14 protein-coding genes and 1 riboswitch are annotated in these 18,372 nt (G+C 37.7%); of the genes, 1 reads left to right on the forward strand and 13 read right to left on the reverse strand.

What is annotated here, in order from left to right; translation table 11 throughout:
• Window positions 1–137: 137 nt before the first annotated feature.
• From CBF35_RS03060 to CBF35_RS03080, 5 genes are all read right to left on the reverse strand, one after another.
• Window positions 138–872: a metallophosphoesterase gene (locus CBF35_RS03060; RefSeq protein ID WP_126778573.1), complete on the reverse strand. Its 735-nt coding sequence runs from the start codon at window positions 870–872 to the stop codon at window positions 138–140.
• Window positions 873–985: 113 nt separating this feature from the next.
• Window positions 986–1,375: a DUF1149 family protein gene (locus tag CBF35_RS03065; protein WP_126778470.1), complete on the reverse strand. Its 390-nt coding sequence runs from the start codon at window positions 1,373–1,375 to the stop codon at window positions 986–988.
• 95 nt (window positions 1,376–1,470) lie between these two features.
• On the reverse strand, window positions 1,471–2,259 hold the full coding sequence (gene lepB, locus CBF35_RS03070; RefSeq protein WP_170174697.1) for a signal peptidase I: 789 nt from the start codon (window positions 2,257–2,259) through the stop codon (window positions 1,471–1,473).
• Window positions 2,260–2,342: 83 nt separating this feature from the next.
• Window positions 2,343–3,956 (reverse strand): hypothetical protein, encoded by a 1,614-nt coding sequence (locus CBF35_RS03075; protein WP_126778473.1) that lies wholly within the window; start codon window positions 3,954–3,956, stop codon window positions 2,343–2,345.
• Window positions 3,943–4,713, reverse strand: coding sequence for an ABC transporter ATP-binding protein (locus CBF35_RS03080; RefSeq protein WP_126778475.1), 771 nt, complete (start codon window positions 4,711–4,713; stop codon window positions 3,943–3,945). The genes CBF35_RS03075 and CBF35_RS03080 overlap by 14 nt, the downstream gene beginning before the upstream one ends.
• 138 nt (window positions 4,714–4,851) lie before the next feature.
• Here CBF35_RS03080 and CBF35_RS03085 point away from each other — a divergent pair, with 138 nt between their 5' ends.
• A complete protein-coding gene (locus tag CBF35_RS03085; protein WP_170174698.1) occupies window positions 4,852–5,280 on the forward strand; it encodes a GNAT family N-acetyltransferase in 429 nt (142 codons plus the stop codon).
• A gap of 48 nt (window positions 5,281–5,328) precedes the next feature.
• Here CBF35_RS03085 and lpdA read toward each other — a convergent pair whose 3' ends face one another.
• The 8 genes from lpdA to mgtA form a co-directional block, all read right to left on the reverse strand.
• Complete coding sequence (gene lpdA, locus CBF35_RS03090; RefSeq protein ID WP_126778479.1) at window positions 5,329–6,735, reverse strand: dihydrolipoyl dehydrogenase; 1,407 nt, start codon at window positions 6,733–6,735, stop codon at window positions 5,329–5,331.
• A 12-nt stretch (window positions 6,736–6,747) separates the two neighbouring features.
• On the reverse strand, window positions 6,748–8,346 hold the full coding sequence (locus tag CBF35_RS03095) for a 2-oxo acid dehydrogenase subunit E2 (protein ID WP_126778480.1): 1,599 nt from the start codon (window positions 8,344–8,346) through the stop codon (window positions 6,748–6,750).
• Window positions 8,347–8,451: 105 nt separating this feature from the next.
• Window positions 8,452–9,429 (reverse strand): alpha-ketoacid dehydrogenase subunit beta, encoded by a 978-nt coding sequence (locus tag CBF35_RS03100; RefSeq protein ID WP_126778482.1) that lies wholly within the window; start codon window positions 9,427–9,429, stop codon window positions 8,452–8,454.
• Window positions 9,430–9,431: 2 nt separating this feature from the next.
• Complete coding sequence (pdhA, locus tag CBF35_RS03105) at window positions 9,432–10,544, reverse strand: pyruvate dehydrogenase (acetyl-transferring) E1 component subunit alpha (RefSeq protein WP_126778484.1); 1,113 nt, start codon at window positions 10,542–10,544, stop codon at window positions 9,432–9,434.
• Window positions 10,545–11,049: 505 nt separating this feature from the next.
• Window positions 11,050–12,522 carry a carbon starvation CstA family protein gene (locus CBF35_RS03110; RefSeq protein WP_126778485.1) on the reverse strand — a complete coding sequence of 491 codons (1,473 nt, stop codon included), beginning with the start codon at window positions 12,520–12,522 and terminating at the stop codon, window positions 11,050–11,052.
• 149 nt (window positions 12,523–12,671) lie between these two features.
• Window positions 12,672–13,403 (reverse strand): LytTR family transcriptional regulator DNA-binding domain-containing protein, encoded by a 732-nt coding sequence (locus CBF35_RS03115; RefSeq protein ID WP_126778487.1) that lies wholly within the window; start codon window positions 13,401–13,403, stop codon window positions 12,672–12,674.
• Entirely contained in the window at window positions 13,400–15,151 is a 1,752-nt protein-coding gene (locus tag CBF35_RS03120; protein ID WP_126778489.1) for a sensor histidine kinase, read from the reverse strand. The genes CBF35_RS03115 and CBF35_RS03120 overlap by 4 nt, the downstream gene beginning before the upstream one ends.
• A 106-nt stretch (window positions 15,152–15,257) precedes the next feature.
• On the reverse strand, window positions 15,258–17,894 hold the full coding sequence (mgtA, locus tag CBF35_RS03125) for a magnesium-translocating P-type ATPase (RefSeq protein WP_126778491.1): 2,637 nt from the start codon (window positions 17,892–17,894) through the stop codon (window positions 15,258–15,260).
• Window positions 17,895–18,147: 253 nt separating this feature from the next.
• Window positions 18,148–18,312, reverse strand: a riboswitch (M-box (ykoK) riboswitch).
• Window positions 18,313–18,372 lie beyond the last annotated feature (60 nt).

The raw sequence follows: 18,372 nt of genomic DNA on the forward strand, positions 1-18,372 counted from the left end.
TCAAGTTGCTCCTTCGTTTGTTCCTAATACCTTTAAAAATAAGACGTCACTAGCTGCTTATTTTCTAGGGGACTGTTCCGCTAATTCGATAAGTGTTAATTATACCATAGAATAGCCTCTTGACTCAATCGTGAGACTTAAAAGTCTGGTTGCCACGGATTGACTTTCGGTTCAATTTCAATGTCTTGAATCAAATGTTCCTTGTTAAAAATCACACCATGGAGACTCCCACCGTATATACCACCGCCATCAATGCCAATTTTATGGTCTTTTCGCCACAAGTCTGTTGTTTGATTATCCCCATGTAAGGAGGGGGTAATCGTGTGACCGAAAACAATTGTTTTACCAGTGTCGTTCCGACCAAGATGGAAAGGCTCCCTAATCCACATAAAATCTCGCGGGCTAGTTTGACGCCAATCTTTTTTACTTAGATCCACCCCTGCGTGAACGAATAAAAACTGGTGCCATTCAAAAAAATAAGGCAACTCTTCCAGAAACGTTATTAGCTCCCCATGATGAGTTTTAATCAATAAACTCATTTCCGTAGGAGAATATTCTTCCGTGGCCCCTGGATGTAACAAGTCATTGATTGTTTCCCCCCCGCCATTCCTTAAATAGTTAGGGTAACGGGTTTCAGGATCATTAAGAAACTGTAACAGCATGTCTTCATGATTGCCTTTTAAATAAACAGCTTGATACGTTTCAACTAGTTTTTTTCCTAAGTACAAACATTTTTTACTAAAAGGCCCTCGGTCATTCAAGTCACCGATTAGAACTAATTGCTGGCTGTTAAAATCAAAGTCTTTCAATAATTCTAGTAAGCCGCCGTAATCACCATGAATGTCTCCTATTGCATATAAATAAGCTTTCATCTTCGGCACCTCGCTTCTCTTATTTTTAGTATAACATTTTTTAATAAACAACGATTAAATGACACTCATTAAAAATAAAAAAACTGAAGCAAGGGCCTCAGTTTTCTAACATACTATTCTGCTTGGTTGCCAAAGTTCAATTGAACTCCAGGACGGTCCAAAGCAATTTCAGTCACTTCATAAGTCATTCTTTCAATTAAAGAAAAGAGTGGACGCATTAGCTCATCTAATTCGCTTTGTTCTAAGTCTTCAACTTTTTCAACTTTTTGACCATTAAGCGTAACTAATTGTCTAACCCCACCTGTAATAGCAAATTCATCAAATACAATTTTAAAGATTACTCGCAAACCAAGAACTGAACTGTCAGCACTTGGGAAATCTGCTTGTTCGCTCATATCGATTGGTTTAATTTCTACTTTAATTTCAGTCTCAGCTTTTGTCTCTGGACTGTTCATATCGTAGTGAAAAGCCTCTACGAATTCTTTCTGTCTCATAATGTTCATTATTTTCCATTCCTCCTATTACTATCCTATAAAAAAATTATATCACAATTTTTTTTAATCGTGGTTATTTTCTGAAATTTTCATCACTTAATCGATTACTTCTTATTTAATGAAGTTTTTTTCCAGACAACACCTATGACGTTTTCTTTCGGGATTAGACCGATGTAGCGACTATCTTGTGAATTTTGACGGTTATCCCCTAAAACTAAATACATGTCTTTCGGTATTTTCGTTGTACCACTCGTCACTCCAGGAATCATATCTAACTGAAAGTCTTTCGTGTAACTTTCCCCTGGGTGTTCTTTTTGGTAGGCTTCTTTATTGCTATCTAGGTATGGTTCTGAATACTCTTTGCCATTGATAAATAGTTTGTCTTCTTTAAATTCAAGTTCATCTCCAGGCAAACCAATGACTCGTTTAACATACTTATCTTTTGTCGTACTCGGTGGATAAAAGACTAACATATTAAAAGGTTTGACTTCTTTGCCATTGATAATAATCACTTTTTCGTTTGTCATCAAGGTAGGTTCCATGGAACCACTGACAACTTCTGCTCGATCAAATTTCAAATAAAAAACTAACATACTACAAAAAATAACTAAGAATAGACCAATCAAAAGACCATCAAATATCTTTTTGACTTTTTTTCTGCGAGCAATTTTCTGCTGTGCTAGCTTTTCTTCCGCCGATAAATGTCGGCGTCGACGTCGCTTGCCTGATTGGCTGGAACTAGTTTTTTTAGATGTGTTCTCAGGATCTGATGTCGTTGTTGACCGTCTTTTGCGCCTGCGTTTAGTGCTACTTGGCCGCAAAGTATCATCAATAAACTCATCTAGAATTTCACTAGAGTCACGTTGCTTACGTTTACGTTTCTTAACTGACATCATATCCTCCTAATCTAAACAATAGTCTCCTCTTAGTTTAAACTAAAAAGGGTGGTTTGTCATTCATATTTATTTATTCTAATCTAACCTTTAAAACGAAAGGTCTTGGGCGCTACTAAGCTAATAATTATTAAACCAATCAGCACATATAATAAACTAGCTACAGAGATTATTATGACATAATTTAAACCTGACGCATTTGATTGTAAATTAAGATAAGCTACCCAATAGAGGGCACCAGAAACCCCTTTATAGATTGGGTTAATCACTTCTAAATCGCTAGTAAAAGGTTGTAATAAATAATAAATAAACAATTCATGGAAAGAGAATAAAAAGGCTAAACTAATTAATAGAAAAGTCAGTATTAAGAAAAACTTCAAAGATAATATTCCCGGATTAACTAGGCCAAAGCAGGCTATCGGCAGAAAAATCGCCAAAGCGATGCCACTGTTGTAAAGTAAGGTTTTCCAAAATCTAAAAAAGAAGCCAGCTAAAATTGTTTTTGCTTCCCGGTAAAACGGGTAAAAAAGCATGGATGAGTCACAATTGATGAATGCTAGCTGAACGATTTTCTTACCAAAATTCGCTAAATACATTACAAAAAATAAGGTCGGTAGCAGACCGATCATGAGTTTTTCGGTTAATTGTTCTTTGCCGATAAAAGATAGTAAGACTACCCCCCCGATGCCTACTGACAAGATAATTAAAACTCGGCGTAATAGTTGTTTTTTTAAAGTTAGACCGTACCGACTAAACAACAGTGCGTTTAAATAATGGCTCCCTTTTAAGTTTGAATAAGATTTCCCACCAAGGGTCAGGGCTTTTTGCATCTTAATTCCATCCCCTAAATAAGTGTTCGTACTACTGGCTGCTAATTGACTTTTAGTCTTTAAATCAAAAGACTTTGCCATCACTTTATTAAAATATTCCCCTTCTTTTTGATAATTAAATAACTTTCTTTGACTGATATATAACAAGCCACTTAAGATTAATAATCCCCAAAAACTTTTAACGCCTTTTAAAACTACTTCATTAACATCAAAATAAGCACTTCCGTAAATCAAACTAAGTAAAAAAAGTAAATAAAAACTAGCAAAAGCTATGCGCATTGGCAACTTTAGATCAATTAATTTTCTGCCTAAGGTGAAAAAGACAAAGCCGCTAGTAAGGTAACATAAGATCAAATTAATTGGTAATAAGCCACTTTTCTGACTAATCCCTAAAACAATGAAAATTGGTAAGTAAGCTAGACCATTATAAAGGGTGCTAACAAACATTTGGCTTCTAAAAAACTTTTTGGGAGATATTTGGTAGTGCGCCACATAGTCTAATTCTTTTGGCTCTAACATTTGATAAAAGCCTTCGTAAAAATTCATACCTAAAGGAACTAAAATCAGCCAATAAATAATTCCTTCTTCAAACATACTGCCAGAGACTGGCAATGGGTTAAAACTTGCCATTGCTAGTGGAATACCTAGCCAGAGACCTTTCATTAAAACCTTTGTCAAAAGGTTAGCAATAACCCCTAAAACAAACAATATGTCTTTTAATTCATAGTTTTTATAAATAGTCTCGGGGATTTTCTTGCCAATCAAAGGAATCTTTCTTAAGTAATAAAGCAAACCATTAATTTTAATTCTCAATTTACTATTTTCAAAATACCAAAAACTTTGAAAGTACTGGCTAATTGTCTTCATTCCCAACACCAACTTCTGAACGTAGTTCTTCTTCTAAAGTAACCTCTTCAAGTTCTTCACTGGCAGACAATAAGGAGACTACTTCCCCTTCAAAACTTTGGCTGTGAATGTCAGCTGCCGGAATTCCCCGTAAACGACTATGATGTAACAAGACAATCTCATCACATAAGTCTTGGGCTAATTGTAAAATATGAGTTGAAAAAATAATGATAGACTCACTTTTTAGACCGATTATCAGCTCTTTCATCTCGTGGGCGGCAACTACATCAAAAGAAGTCAGAGGCTCGTCTAAGAGCAAGACAGGTAGCTTTAACATCATCATAACGACCATTTGCACTTTATTTTGCATACCGTGAGAATAATCTTTTAACAATCGGTGCTGATCATCTTCAGCAATCCCAACTTTGTCTAAATAAAATTTAGGGTGTTCTGCTTGAGGCAGACGTTTTTTATTAATATCGATAAAGAATTTTACAAATTCAAAACCAGTCATAAAGCCTGGCAAGTGAGGCGTGGCGTGAACTAAGCCAATTTCTGTATTGTCGTATTGAATTTTCTGGCCGCTTTCATCGATAAAATAAATTTCTCCATGATCGACTGATAAATTTTTCGAAATACAATTAAATAAGGTAGTTTTTCCGGCACCATTACGGCCTAATAAGCCGTAAATCTTACCTTTTTCAAAAGTAAAAGAACCACTTTTTAATATTTTCTTACTATCAAAAGATTTATCGATAGTATCTATAACTAATTCCATGTACTCACGACCTTTCTCTTTATTTTATAGGTTTATTATATCATAGCGGACTCTCGGTCTTGCTTACGCATTTGTAAGACTCCTTTTATTATTTGACACTACCACGCTATAATAATGATAACAATAAAGGAGGCTTTTATGTTACTACGTATAGCAACACCAGCAGATATTGATACTATTTATGAGATTACCAAAACCTCACTAGGCTACGATTATCCTAAGGACTTAATGAAAGAACAACTGCTAACTATTATTAGTAGCCCCCATGATCTATTAACTGTTGCTACGATTAATCAAGAAGTCGTTGGTTACGTTCATGGAGCCTATTACTTAACTTTCTACAGTCCAGCCCTAGTTAACATCTTAGCCTTAGCAGTTGCTAAAGATCAACAAGGCAAGGGCCTTGGTAAAGCGTTAATGACTCATATTGAAGCATGGGCTAAGGAACGAAATGCTAAAGGGGTACGACTAAATTCTGGAGCAGAACGAGAAGCAGCCCACCTGTTTTATGAATCGGTAGGTTATACGAAAGTCAAGTACCAAGCCAATTTACGAAAACTATTTTAAACCAAAAAGAAACCTGAAAGCACGGAGCTTTCAGGTTTCTTTTGATTATTATGCGTGAATTGGTAGACCTAAAGCTAATTCAGCTGTATCCATAACGGCTTCTGCCAATGATGGATGAGAGTGAATTGTTAAAGCAATATCATCAGCATTCATGCCAGCTTCAACTGCTAAACCAAGTTCAGCAATCACATCACTTGCACTCACACCAGCAACTTGTGCTCCAACAATGACATTGTCTTCTTTAGTAGTTACAAGACGAACGAAACCTTCCATTTGGTTCAGAGAGATCGCACGGCCATTTCCTGCCAAAGTAAATTTAAATGCTTTCACATCTAAGCCTTGTTCTTTAGCTTCTTTTTCAGTTAAACCAACTGTTGCTAATTCAGGATCTGTAAAGGCTACTGCCGGCATTGCACGGTAGTCAACAGCTACAGGTTTACCTGAAATTGCTTCAGCAGCAATTTTAGCTTCGTAACTCGCTTTGTGAGCAAGAGCTGCGCCAGGAACGATATCACCAATGGCAAAGATACTTTTCACATTAGAACGTCCTTGGTTATCAACTTTCACTAAACCACGATCAGTCATTTCAACGCCAGCTAATTCTAGACCTAAATCGTCAGTGTTAGGACGACGACCAACCGTTACCATCACGTAATCTGCTTCAATTGATTCAGCTTTACCGTTAACTTCATAGTTAACAGTTACGCTGTCACCATTGTCAACAGCTTCTTTAGCCATTGCTTTAGTTACGATTTTAACGCCTTTATCTTTGAATGATTTTTCAACTAATTTAACCATGTCTTTTTCAAAAGTTGGTAAAATTTGTGGTGACCCTTCAAGAATTGTTACTTCAGCACCTAGGTTAGCATAAGCGCCACCTAGTTCAGCCCCGATTACACCGCCACCAACAATGACAAGTTTTTTAGGAACTTCTGGTAAATTCAAACCGCCTGTTGAGTCTAAGACACGGCCAGCGAATTTAAAGCCTTTAATTTCAATTGGGCGACTACCAGTTGCCACAATCGCATTGTTGAATTCATAAGTTTGAGCTGAGTCTTCATGGATAACACGTAGAGTGTGCTCGTCAACGAAGAACGCTTCACCTTTAATTACTTCAACTTTGTTTTTCTTTAAAAGGAATTCAACACCTGTTGTTAATTTGTTAACAACAACGTTGTCTTTCCAATCTTGAGTTTTTGTAAAGTCTAATTTAACATTTTCAGTTGTTACACCGAAAATAGCTGAATCTAAGGCTTCTTGGTATTTATGTCCAGCACTGATTAGTGCTTTTGAAGGGATACACCCTACGTTAAGACAAACTCCACCAATATACTCACGTTCAATAATCGCAACTTTTTGACCCATTTGAGCGGCACGTATAGCTGCTACGTACCCTCCAGGTCCAGCGCCGATTACTACTGTATCTAATTCTAGAGCGAAATCTCCTACTACCATTAGTTTCTCACCTTATCCTTCCATCAATAATAATTCTGGATCTGCTAATAAACGTTTAATATTGTTCATAGCATTTTGAGCAGTTGCACCATCAACGATACGGTGGTCAAAGCTCAATGATAATTTCATCACACGACCAACAGCAAGTTCGCCGTCTTCGTTAACGATTGGTTGTTGTGAAATTGTACCAACACCTAAAATAGCTACTTCAGGGTAGTTAATAACTGGTGTGAACCAGCCTCCACGAGCGGAACCAATGTTACTGATCGTTACAGTGCCATCACGCATTTCAGCAGCTGCTAATTTACCTTCAATGGCTTTACCAGCATTTTCAACGATTTCATCAGCAATTGTAAACATGCCTTTTGAATCTGCGTTTTTAATGTTTGGTACGAATAAACCACTTGGTGTATCTGTAGCAATTCCGATATTGTAATAGTTTTTGTAAACAATTTCTTGTGAGGCATCATCAATTGTCGCATTTAAGACTGGGAAGTCTCTCATAGTCGCAACTAATGCTTTAACAGCGTATGGTAAGAATGTTAATTTAGTGCCTTTAGCGGCAGCTGCATCTTTAAATTTCTTACGGTGATCCCACATTTTAGACACTTCAACTTCATCAAATAAAGTGACATGTGGTGCTGTATGTTTACTTGTCACCATTGCTTTAGCAATTGCTTTACGCATTGGTGTCAGTTTTTCACGTGTTTCTAATTCGCCACCTTGACCAACATAAGGTACTGCTGGTGCTGCCGGTGTTGCTGCTTTAGCTACTGGCGCTGCTGCATCAGTTGTTGTTGCCACAGTTTCAGTTGCAACACTTCCGCCAGCGGTAAAGCCATCGATATCCGCTTTAATGACACGTCCACCTTTACCAGTTGCAACAACTGATGAGATATCCACGCCTTTTTCACGAGCATATTGACGAACTGAAGGCATCGCTAAGACACGTTTGTTCGGGTTAGCTGAAACAGGTACTTCTGTTGCAACGGCAGCTGGCGCTGTTGTTGCGGCTGCTACTGGTGCCGCTGGTGCTGCTGAAACAGCATCATTGTGGCCAGGAGCATCGATTTCGATTAAGACATCGCCAACATTGGCAACTACGCCTTCACCAACAAGAATATTAACAACTTTTCCGGTAACTGGCGATGGAATTTCTTCCACTGATTTATCATTTTGAACTTCTAAAAGTGTGTCGTCTTCATTGATTGTTTCACCAACTGCGGCAAACCATTTGACGATTTCCCCTTCGGCAATTCCTTCACCGATGTCTGGTAATTTGAATTGGAACACGCCACCAGTTGATGCTGCTGGTGCTGCTGGAGCCGGTGTTGCTGCTGCAACTGGTGCTGCAGGTTCTTCGTCTTCATGACCAGGTGCGTCAATCTCGATTAAAACATCGCCAACATTAGCGACAACCCCTTCACCGACAAGGATGTTTAAAACTTTCCCGGTAACTGGAGATGGAATTTCTTCCACTGATTTATCATTTTGTACTTCTAAAAGCGTATCATCTTCGTTAATTGTGTCGCCAACTGCTACGAACCATTTTACGATTTCGCCTTCTGCAATGCCTTCACCGATATCTGGTAATTTAAATTTAAATGCCATGATCGCATTCTTCCCTTCTTTTCCTAGTAATTTCTAGTTAAGGGAGCTGCCTAAGGCAGACTCCCATCTATTTGTTTCTAAACTTCTAACTTGTCTTTAGTTGAATTAGAATTCGTAAATTTCTCTTACTTTCGCTTCGATGTCAGCTGCATTTGGTAACCAAGCATTTTCGGCTTGACCAAATGGGTAAACTGTATCTGGAGCAGAGACGCGGCCAATTGGAGCTTCTAATGAAAGAACTGAACGTTCTGAAATTTCTGAAACGACTTGAGCGCCAACACCGGCTTGTTTTTGGGCTTCTTGGACAACAACAACACGGCCAGTTTTTTCAACTGAAGCAATGATTGTTGCAACGTCTAATGGTGCCACTGTTCTTAAATCGATGATTTCAACTGAAATACCTTCTTCAGCCAATTTATCAGCAACTTTAATTGACTCACGAACCATTGCTCCGTAAGTAATAATTGAAATATCTGTTCCTTCACGAGTAATTCCCGCTTTATCTAAAGGCACAGTGTATTCGCCTTCTGGTACTTCCTCACGGAATGAACGGTATAATTTCATGTGCTCAAGGAAAACAACTGGATCGTTGTCGCGAATAGCTGAAATTAATAAGCCTTTAGCATCATATGGATTCGATGGAATAACGACACGAATACCAGGTGATTGAGCGATTAAACCTTCTAAGTTATCAGCATGCATTTCTGGTGTATGAACTCCACCACCGAATGGCGCACGAATAGTGATTGGTAACGCACGAGTGCCACCCATACGGTAACGAGTACGAGCCATTTGGCCAATGATTTCGTCAAATACTTCAAAGACAAAACCAAAGAATTGAACTTCCATAATTGGACGGTAATCTTCTAAAGCTAAACCAAAAGCTAAACCACCAATACCAGATTCAGCTAAAGGAGTATCGAAGACACGCTCTTCACCAAATTTTGCTTGTAGGCCTTCTGTTGCACGGAAGACTCCGCCGTTATTACCAACGTCTTCACCGAACATTAAGACATTTTCGTCATTTTCTAATTCAATTGCAAGTGCTTCTGTAATTGCTTGGATCATTGTAAGTTGTGCCATTTTTATTTCGACTCCTTCGCTTCGTAGTATGCAATTTGTTCTTGGATGCTTTGTGGTGAAACTTCAAACATGTTTTTCAAGAATCCTGAAACTTTTTGTTTAGGTTCTGCATCTGCTTCTTTGATTGCTACTTTAATTTCTTCTTTAGTTGCTTCAATAATTTCTTCTTCTTTAGCTTCTGACCATAAACCTTTTTCAGTTAAGAAGATTCGTAGACGAGTTAATGGGTCACGTTTTTCCCAGTAATCTTCGATGTCTTTCGTACGGTAACGAGTTGGATCATCACCTGATAAAGTATGTGGTCCGTAACGGAATGTTAAAGCTTCAATTAAAACTGGTCCATTACCAGCGATTGACCATTCACGGGCTTTTTTAGTTACGGCATAGACTGCTAAAGCATCCATTCCATCAACTTGAATACCAGGAATTCCAGCTGCTACAGCTTTTTGAGCTAATGTTACAGCGGCTGTTTGTTTTTCACGTGGTGTCGAAATCGCATAGCCATTATTTTGAATGAAGAATAGTGCGTTAGCTTTGTAAGCTCCGGCAAAGTTAATTCCTTCATAGAAATCTCCTTGAGATGAGCCACCGTCACCAGTATAAGTTACTGCAACGTTTGCTTTGTTACGTTTTTTAAGTCCAAGTGCCACACCGGCAGCTTGTACGTATTGAGCACCAATAATAATTTGTGGTGGTAGAGCTTTTAATTCTGGTGCATATTTGCTACCAGCTTCATGACCACGAGACCATAAGAAAGCTTCTTTCAATGGTAAGCCATGTTTAATTAATTGTGGGACATCACGGTATCCTGGTAATAAGTAATCTTCTTTCGTTAATGCAAAGTGACTACCTAATTGACTTGCTTCTTGTCCAGCTGTCGGAGCGTAGAAACCTAATCGACCTTGACGGTTTAAAGCTGTTGAACGTTGGTCTAGGACACGTGCCCATACCATATCTGTCATCAGTGCTACTAATTCCTCATCACTTAAATCAGGCATTAGATCCGGGTTTGTTACTTTTCCGTTTTCATCTAGTACTTGTAGAGTTGAAAAATCAGCACTCATATTCGCTAACATAGCTTCAAAATCAAGTACGTTATTCTTTTTAGTCGCCATTGTTACACAATCCTCTCTTTTATCCATAATTGATTGTTGTTTGTTTCCAAACAGAGCAGAAAATCTGTATTAGTATTCCCTGCCTTTACATCCTTAATTTAACACGAGACATTAACTAATGCAAGTATATCGCTTTAAAAATCTCATTTCTCACAATAATGCCACAGAAGCTTATTCTGTTACATATAGTGAAAAGATTCACTATATTCAAATACTTTTTACAGCGGCTCTTTCTCCTCCCTTCCGCCCTGTCATATTCTGTACTACTCAAAAGTCTACTCTGTTCTATAACATCTTAATTATAAAGGAGAGGACTCTGATTTATCAACACTTATGCTGACTTAGTTAGGCCATTTTAGCTATTTCACAAAACTAAAGAATTAAAAAAATGAAACCGCTAGCTTATTTTCCTTAAGCAACAACGGTTTCATTTTTTCCGACAACTTCAAAATGACAATAGTTAGTGAATTAATTAATTTGTTTAACAATTGAACTTTTAATAATATTAATTTATAAAAGTGCTAATTGGTAAATGATCATTGAATAATTGATCTTCTGGGTCAGTCGTTACTTTTTGTTTTTTACCACTAATAACGAATACGATCATTATTCCAATGGTGATTACTCCACCAGTTAAATAAGTTACTGGCCCTAGGCCCATCTTCAAGCCAATCGGTTCACTTAATATATAAATGATACAAGCAAACATCATAAAGACTGCTGGTATTAAGGCAACAAAATAATTTTTATTTTTTAAGTATAAGTAGCGCGTGGCAACTAACAATGCGACTACCGCAGTGACTTGATTCGCCCAGTTAAAGTAGCGCCATAACATATTAAAGTCGGCTTTCGTTAAAAATAATGAGATGACATATAAAGGCAATGTGACAATTAAGATTTTCTTTAATGTGTCTTGTTTAATGTGTAGGTAATCAGCAACGATTGTCCGTAAACTTCTAAAAGCTGATAAACCTGAAGAAATCGGCAAGACAATTACGCCCATAATCGCTAAAGTGCCAAATACACTACCTAACAACATGTAAGACACTTGATTAACAACAATTGATGGTGTGCCATTGTCGATCATTGCACTTAATGTTTGCCCATTAAATAAACTCATTGAAGCTGCCGCCCAAATCATGGCAATCACGCCTTCAGCAATCATCATGCCATAAAAAACAAAGCGACCTTCTTTTTCATTGCGTGCAGTTCGCGAAACCATTGGTGATTGTGTTGCGTGGAAACCTGAGATCGCCCCACAAGATATTGTGAAAAATAAAATTGGAAAGACTGGGGTTCCTTTCGGATGCCAGTTACTCATTGTAGCAGGCGTTAAGTTAGGTAATTGGTGACCACCAAAAATCAAACTCAAACCAATGGCAATTGTACTAATTATTAAGATTCCGCCGAACCATGGGTAGACTTTCCCCATAGCTTTATCAATTGGTAAAATCGTTGATATTATATAGTAGAGAAAGATTAAACCAATAATGACATTTAAAGATAACCAACTAGGCATAATGCTTTTAATCAAACTTGCTGGGGTTGTGACAAAGACTGTTCCAACAAGCATTAATAACAACATTGAAAAAATATTAACGACATGTTTGACTGGTTTTCCTAAATATTTACTAGCTAATTCCGGCAAATGAGCACCGTTATTCCGTAACGAAATCATCCCTGTCATGTAATCGTGAACTGCCCCGCCGAAAATACAGCCAACGACAATCCAAATGTAAGCGATGGGCCCGTAAAGTGCCCCCATAATTGGCCCAAAGATTGGACCTGTACCAGCAATATTTAGTAATTGAATAATTGCATTTTTTCCTTTTGACATTGGGACAAAATCATAACCGTCCCGCAAAACTTCGGCGGGCGTTTCCCGTCCGGGTTCGATTCCAAAATTCTTTTCAATGTACTTCCCATAAACTAAGTAACCAACTAAAAGTAATCCAATACCACCTAATAATGTTAACATCTTAGTCTCTCCTTCACTGCAAAGTTAGCGTTTTCATTCTTTGCTATACTTGTAGTTTACTAAAGAGGCTGTTCTCTGAGATGTTTATTGGCTAGAATAGCCTATTTTTCGGCTGACTTACATACTTACTCCCCTGAAATACTTGAAGCTTATGTCAAGCCTACTCGTTCTTTAAATTGACTTAAATAAGAACGGCTAATAGGGACTTTATCACCATTAGACATCGTAACTTGTAAAGTTTGGTTAAACCAAGGTTGAATTTCACTTATCTCAAATAAGTTGATTAAGTAACTTCGATGAACCCGTAAAAAGCGTTGACAAGGCAACTTTTCACTAATCCCATTTAAGGGCTCGAGAATTGCGTATTTTTGCGTCGGAGTATTAATTTCTGTCACACCATTTGCCACACTAATTGTGATAATCTCCGCTGAAGGAACTAAATAAATTCGCTCTTTCGTTTTAACAGGCAAACGAATATCTTCAAGCTCTTTTAAGTCACTTTTTGCCGGGACTGGTTCCTCAGTTAGTCTTTTTACGGCTTTTGCTAAAACGGCTGTTACTCGACTTAATTCAAAGGGTTTGACTAAGTAATCTTGAGCGTTTAGTTCAAAGGCTTTAACGGCATAGTTATCATAAGCTGTTGCAAAAATAACTAAGGGTGATTTAGCCATTTTATTAATTTTGTTCGCCAACGTTAAGCCACTTTCATTCGTTAAATGAATGTCTAAAAAGACGATCGCTGGTTCTTGCAGTAATAATTGATCAACCCCTTCAGCAATTGTTGCAGCTTCGTAGATTTCTAAGTCAGTCATTGCTTCTTTTAACAAATAACTCAATTCATTTCGAGCTAAAGGTTCATCATCGATTAATAAAATCTTCATTTAATTTCCTCCTTGATAGCTGGTACAACACAGGAAACTTCTGTGCCTTTTTCAGAACTGACGAACTTTAAACCTGCACCTTCGCCAAACAAGCCTTTTAAACGTTTATTTAAATTGTCTAAAGCTGACCCTGTACCACTAATCGAGCTTACTTGCTCCTGACCCAGTAGCACTAAGCGTTGGCTAGGAATGCCTTGGCCATTATCAGTGACTTTTATTGACAGTTTCTCTTCTGAAACCGCCACACTGACAATAATTTGATTGTCTTTTATTCTTGAACCAAAAGCATGTTTAAAGGCATTTTCAACTAAGACTTGAATAATAAAAGGTGGCAAGAGACTGTCTAAAGCTTCTGGCTGAACGTCTTGTAACACTTGATATTTATTAGGAAAACGGGCTTGCTCTAATTTAACGTAAGCCTCGACATACCGCAGTTCATGATGCAAGGGCAGTAATTGCCCGCGACTGCCCTCAATGTTATAACGGAAGAAATGACTAAATTCTAATAACAATTTGCGAGCAGCTTCACTATCAACTCTAATCAACGCCGATAAGGTATTTAAAGTATTGAATAAGAAGTGGGGGTTAACTTGGGAATGTAAGGCTTTAATCTCAGCATCTTGGCGTAACATATTTTGAATTTCAATTTGCCCTAATTCGATTTGACTGGCAAAGATCCGGCCTAAGCCTTCTGCTAATTGCCGTTCGACAAAAGTGATTTTAGTCGTATCTGTAAAATACAGTTTTAAAATTCCCACGACTTGCTGATTAATGATTAAGGGAATCACAATTGCTCCCGTTAAACGACAGGCTGGGTGATGGCAACCAATCGCTGCCGCGGTTTTGACTTCTTTAATTTTCCCTTCTCTTAACACTTGTTTAGATAAGTCTGTTAAGATTTCCGAGCTAGGTTGATGGTGGTCACTGCCCTCACCAACAAAGGCTAAGATTCGTTCTTGGTTAGTAATACTTACGGCAGAAACTTTGATTAACTCTTTAATTGCTTCAGCCGCTTCCGTACAAGAAGTTTCGGTTAAACCTGTTCGAAATAAAGGTAAGGTTTCATTCGCTAAATTCAAGACATCTTGAGTTTGAACAGCTTTTGTTCGCTCTTCCTCTTCCCGTGATGATTTGATAATATACAAAAAAACCGCTGTCCCAATACTGTTTGCTAAAGTCATTGGGATAATAATAAACTCGACTAAACTTAACCCTTTAGCCCAACTAGAACTAAAAGTGACAATACAGACCATTTGGACAATCTCCATTAAAGCACCAATCATCATTCCTTGAGATACTTTGGGAAAACGATCAACTTTTAATGTTCGTAAGCCGTATAAGCCTGAGAGACTACCGATTAGTAATGAGGAAACGACGTAAGTTATGCCACTTTCTCCTCCTTGGAAAAAACGGGTCACTCCTGATACTAAACCGACAGCGATGCCGACAATCGGGCCACCGACTAAACCAGAGACACCAATCGTTAAAACCCGTGTATTGGCTAAAGATGAATTAGCTGACAAACCATGCATCGGTTTATCTAAAATTAATAAATTGTTGTTAATTTCAACGCCAGTAAAATTCGAAATAATTGCAAAAAAGCCAAAAATAACAATTAGAAGAATAATTGTTTTCTTTTCCTTACGATGGTTCATTAAATTCTTTAAATACGGCATTGTCATCAAAACAAAGGCTAATATGACTATTAAGCCACTTCGTTCCAACATTAAGATTGTTAATTCCAGCATAACCTCACCTCTCTATCCCTATTGCCCTCATAATTAATATAACATAGCTTTTAATATTTAACAGAAAAAAAAGGACTTCCTATTCCTAGGAAGTCCGATAACTCTTTTATAGCCACTCTTTATTAAATTTAATGTAAATTCGTTTAGCAACTTCAGTAGTAATCATATAGGCGATTAAAATACCAATCAACCATGGCCAGTAACTAACCGGCAAGGCTGTAAAATCAAAAGCCCCACGTAAAGATGTTGTGGCAATCACTAAACCAACCACGATCGCTGCTAGACTTGAAATAATTAAAGGCCAGCTGGCACGACTTTGAATAAACGGTAATTTTTCTGTTCTAACAATGTGAACGACTAAGGTTTGACTAATCAAACCAACTAAGAACCAACCCGCTTGGAATAACCCTTGTTCGGCAACTGTGTTAGCACCAAAGATTGTCCACATCACAACGAAAGTCATAATATCGAAAATACTACTAACTGGTCCAATACATAACGTGAATTTTAAAAGACCGGTCGTTTCCCAAGAAACTGGTTTAATGATGTCTTCTTCATCAACATTGTCCCAAGGTGTTGTTAATTGAGCAATATCGTAAATTAAATTTTGAATTAGTAATTGAATCGAAAGCATTGGTAAAAATGGTAGAAAAGCACTCGCTACGAGGACGGAAAAGACATTCCCGAAGTTAGAACTAATTGTAATTTTAATGTATTTCATCATATTACTGAAGACTTTCCGACCTTCTAAAATACCATCTTCTAAGACGTTTAAACTTTTCTCTAATAAGATAATCGAACTAGCATCTTTCGTTATATCCGCCGCCGTATCAACAGAAATACCGATGTCGGCTTTTCTTAATGCTGGGGCGTCATTGATGCCGTCACCCATGAAACCAACGGTATGACCATTTTCTTGGAGTAAGTTAATAATCCGTGATTTTTGCATTGGTGACAATTTAGCAAATAAGTTAATGTCGTCGACTTTACTACGTAACTCATCATCAGTCATTTCCGCAATTTGATTACCGATTAAGACTTGATCCACACTGATCCCAACATCATTACAGACTTTTCGGGCAACAATTTCGTTATCACCGGTTAAGACTTTAACATTCACGCCATGACCTTGTAATGAAGCAATGGCAGTGATGGCTGATTGTTTGGCTGGATCTAAGAAACCAACAAAACCGATCAAGGTCATCTCTTTTTCATCTTTAACTGAATAAACTGGCTCACTATGAACGTCTTGACGATAAGCAACAGCAATCACTCGCATCCCTTGTTCATTCATTTTAACATTGACTGCCCGCATTTCTTGGCGCAATTCATCAGTTAATTCTACTAACTCACCATTAATTTCCGCATGAGTACAGACAGTTTCCATTTCTTCAACTGCCCCTTTAGTCACCATCAAGTGATGGCCATCGACTTCAACTGCTACAGTTAAGCGACGACGACTAAAATCAAAGGGAATTTCATCAATTTTTTCAATTTCTTTAAAGGTGTGCTTTTCTGGAAATTCATCATAAAAATTAATTACTGCGTGGTCAATTAAGTTTTTCCACCCTGTTTGATATTTAGAGTTTAAGTAAGCCATATTTAAAACAGCGTCACAATCTTCCCCTAAAGGATTAACATGTTCAACTAGAACGACCCGATCTTCTGTAATCGTCCCAGTTTTATCTGTACATAAAATATCCATACTGCCTAAATTTTGAATCGATGCCAGTTCTTTAACAATCACTTTCTTTTTAGAAAGAGTTAGGGCCCCTTTGGCTAAGTTACTCGTTACAATCATCGGTAACATTTCTGGCGTTAAACCAACTGCTACAGCAATTGCGAAGAAAAAGGCTTGACTCCAGTCACCTTTCGTAAAACCATTTAGCAATAAGACTACTGGGAACAACACAGCAACCATTCGTAAAAGTAATTTACTTACTTTGCTAATGCCGATATCAAAGGCGGTATCCCCACGCTTTACCGACGCATTTTTGGCAATGTCGCCGAAGAAGGTGCCTTCCCCAGTTCTTAAAATTATGGCTCGTCCTTGACCACTTAAAACATCTGTCCCCATAAAGACTAAATCTTCCATATCAAGGGCTGTTAAGTCATCTGACTTAATTTTTTCTTGATCAATGCCTGCTTCAACAAATTTTTCAATCGGCATCGACTCACCAGTCAATGATGACTGATTGACGAACAAATCATTCGTCCAGATTAAGACCGCATCAGCAGGAATCATATCCCCTGTTGATAGCGAAACAATATCGCCTGGAACAACTTCATCCATGGGAATTTCTGTCGTAACCCCATCTCGGGTAATCGCACACGTATTTTCAATCATTTCTTTTAATTCAAAGCTAGCTTTTTGCGACCGATAATCTTGAATAAAACGAATAATTACACTACACAAAATCATGACTCCCATAATAATTGCTGCTTCATAGTCACCTGTTAAGGCTGAAACGATTAATAACAACATTAAGACGTAAACAAAAGGATCTTGAAAAGATTGAATAAATAATTTCCAAGCTGGTGTAGGACTTTGTGCTGAAATTTCATTAGGCCCAAATTCTTCTAGCCGTTTCTCAGCATCTTCTTTGGTTAAACCGGCGGCAGAAGTGCGAAACTCCATCATTAATTCTCTTTCAGATAAGGCCGCTAATTTTTTTAATTCTGAATCTTTCATTTCTTGACGATTATTGATTGCAATATTTTTTTTATTTGTTTTTTTATTCATGGCTCTACTCCTTCTTTTCTTTAGTTGCAGAGCACTAAGTTAGCCGGCTTTCTCAAACAATGTTTAAGAAGAAATGGCTACTTTGACTACTCTGCCATCGATGACTCCCTGGTTCACTCGGCTCAGCTAATCCGCTTTTTGCCATTTCCTTCACCCTCTCATAGTTTATTAATAAAATAGTCTGAAACAATAAAAAGATGCACTTCTCCACGTGAGAAGTGCATCTACAATACGTATTTATTGCAACGCAAAAAAGCTAATCTCATCGTCGAGTTTTAGCACTATATGGCTTAGACACAAGTGTCAGCTACATTAAGAAGAGCCTTTCTCGACAATTCCAGTTGACCCATTGGCATCTCTCGATGTTTTTGGGCAGCAGCGTATTTCCATATAGGAGCCTCACCTAACAGATTATTTTATTTTCTATTCACTTACGATGTTAGCCTGTAAACTTTAATTTGTCAAATCTTTCCTGTTA

Origin of the sequence: Vagococcus salmoninarum (genome assembly GCF_003987495.1) — a bacterium.
Classification (GTDB): Bacteria; Bacillota; Bacilli; order Lactobacillales; family Vagococcaceae; genus Vagococcus_D; species Vagococcus_D salmoninarum.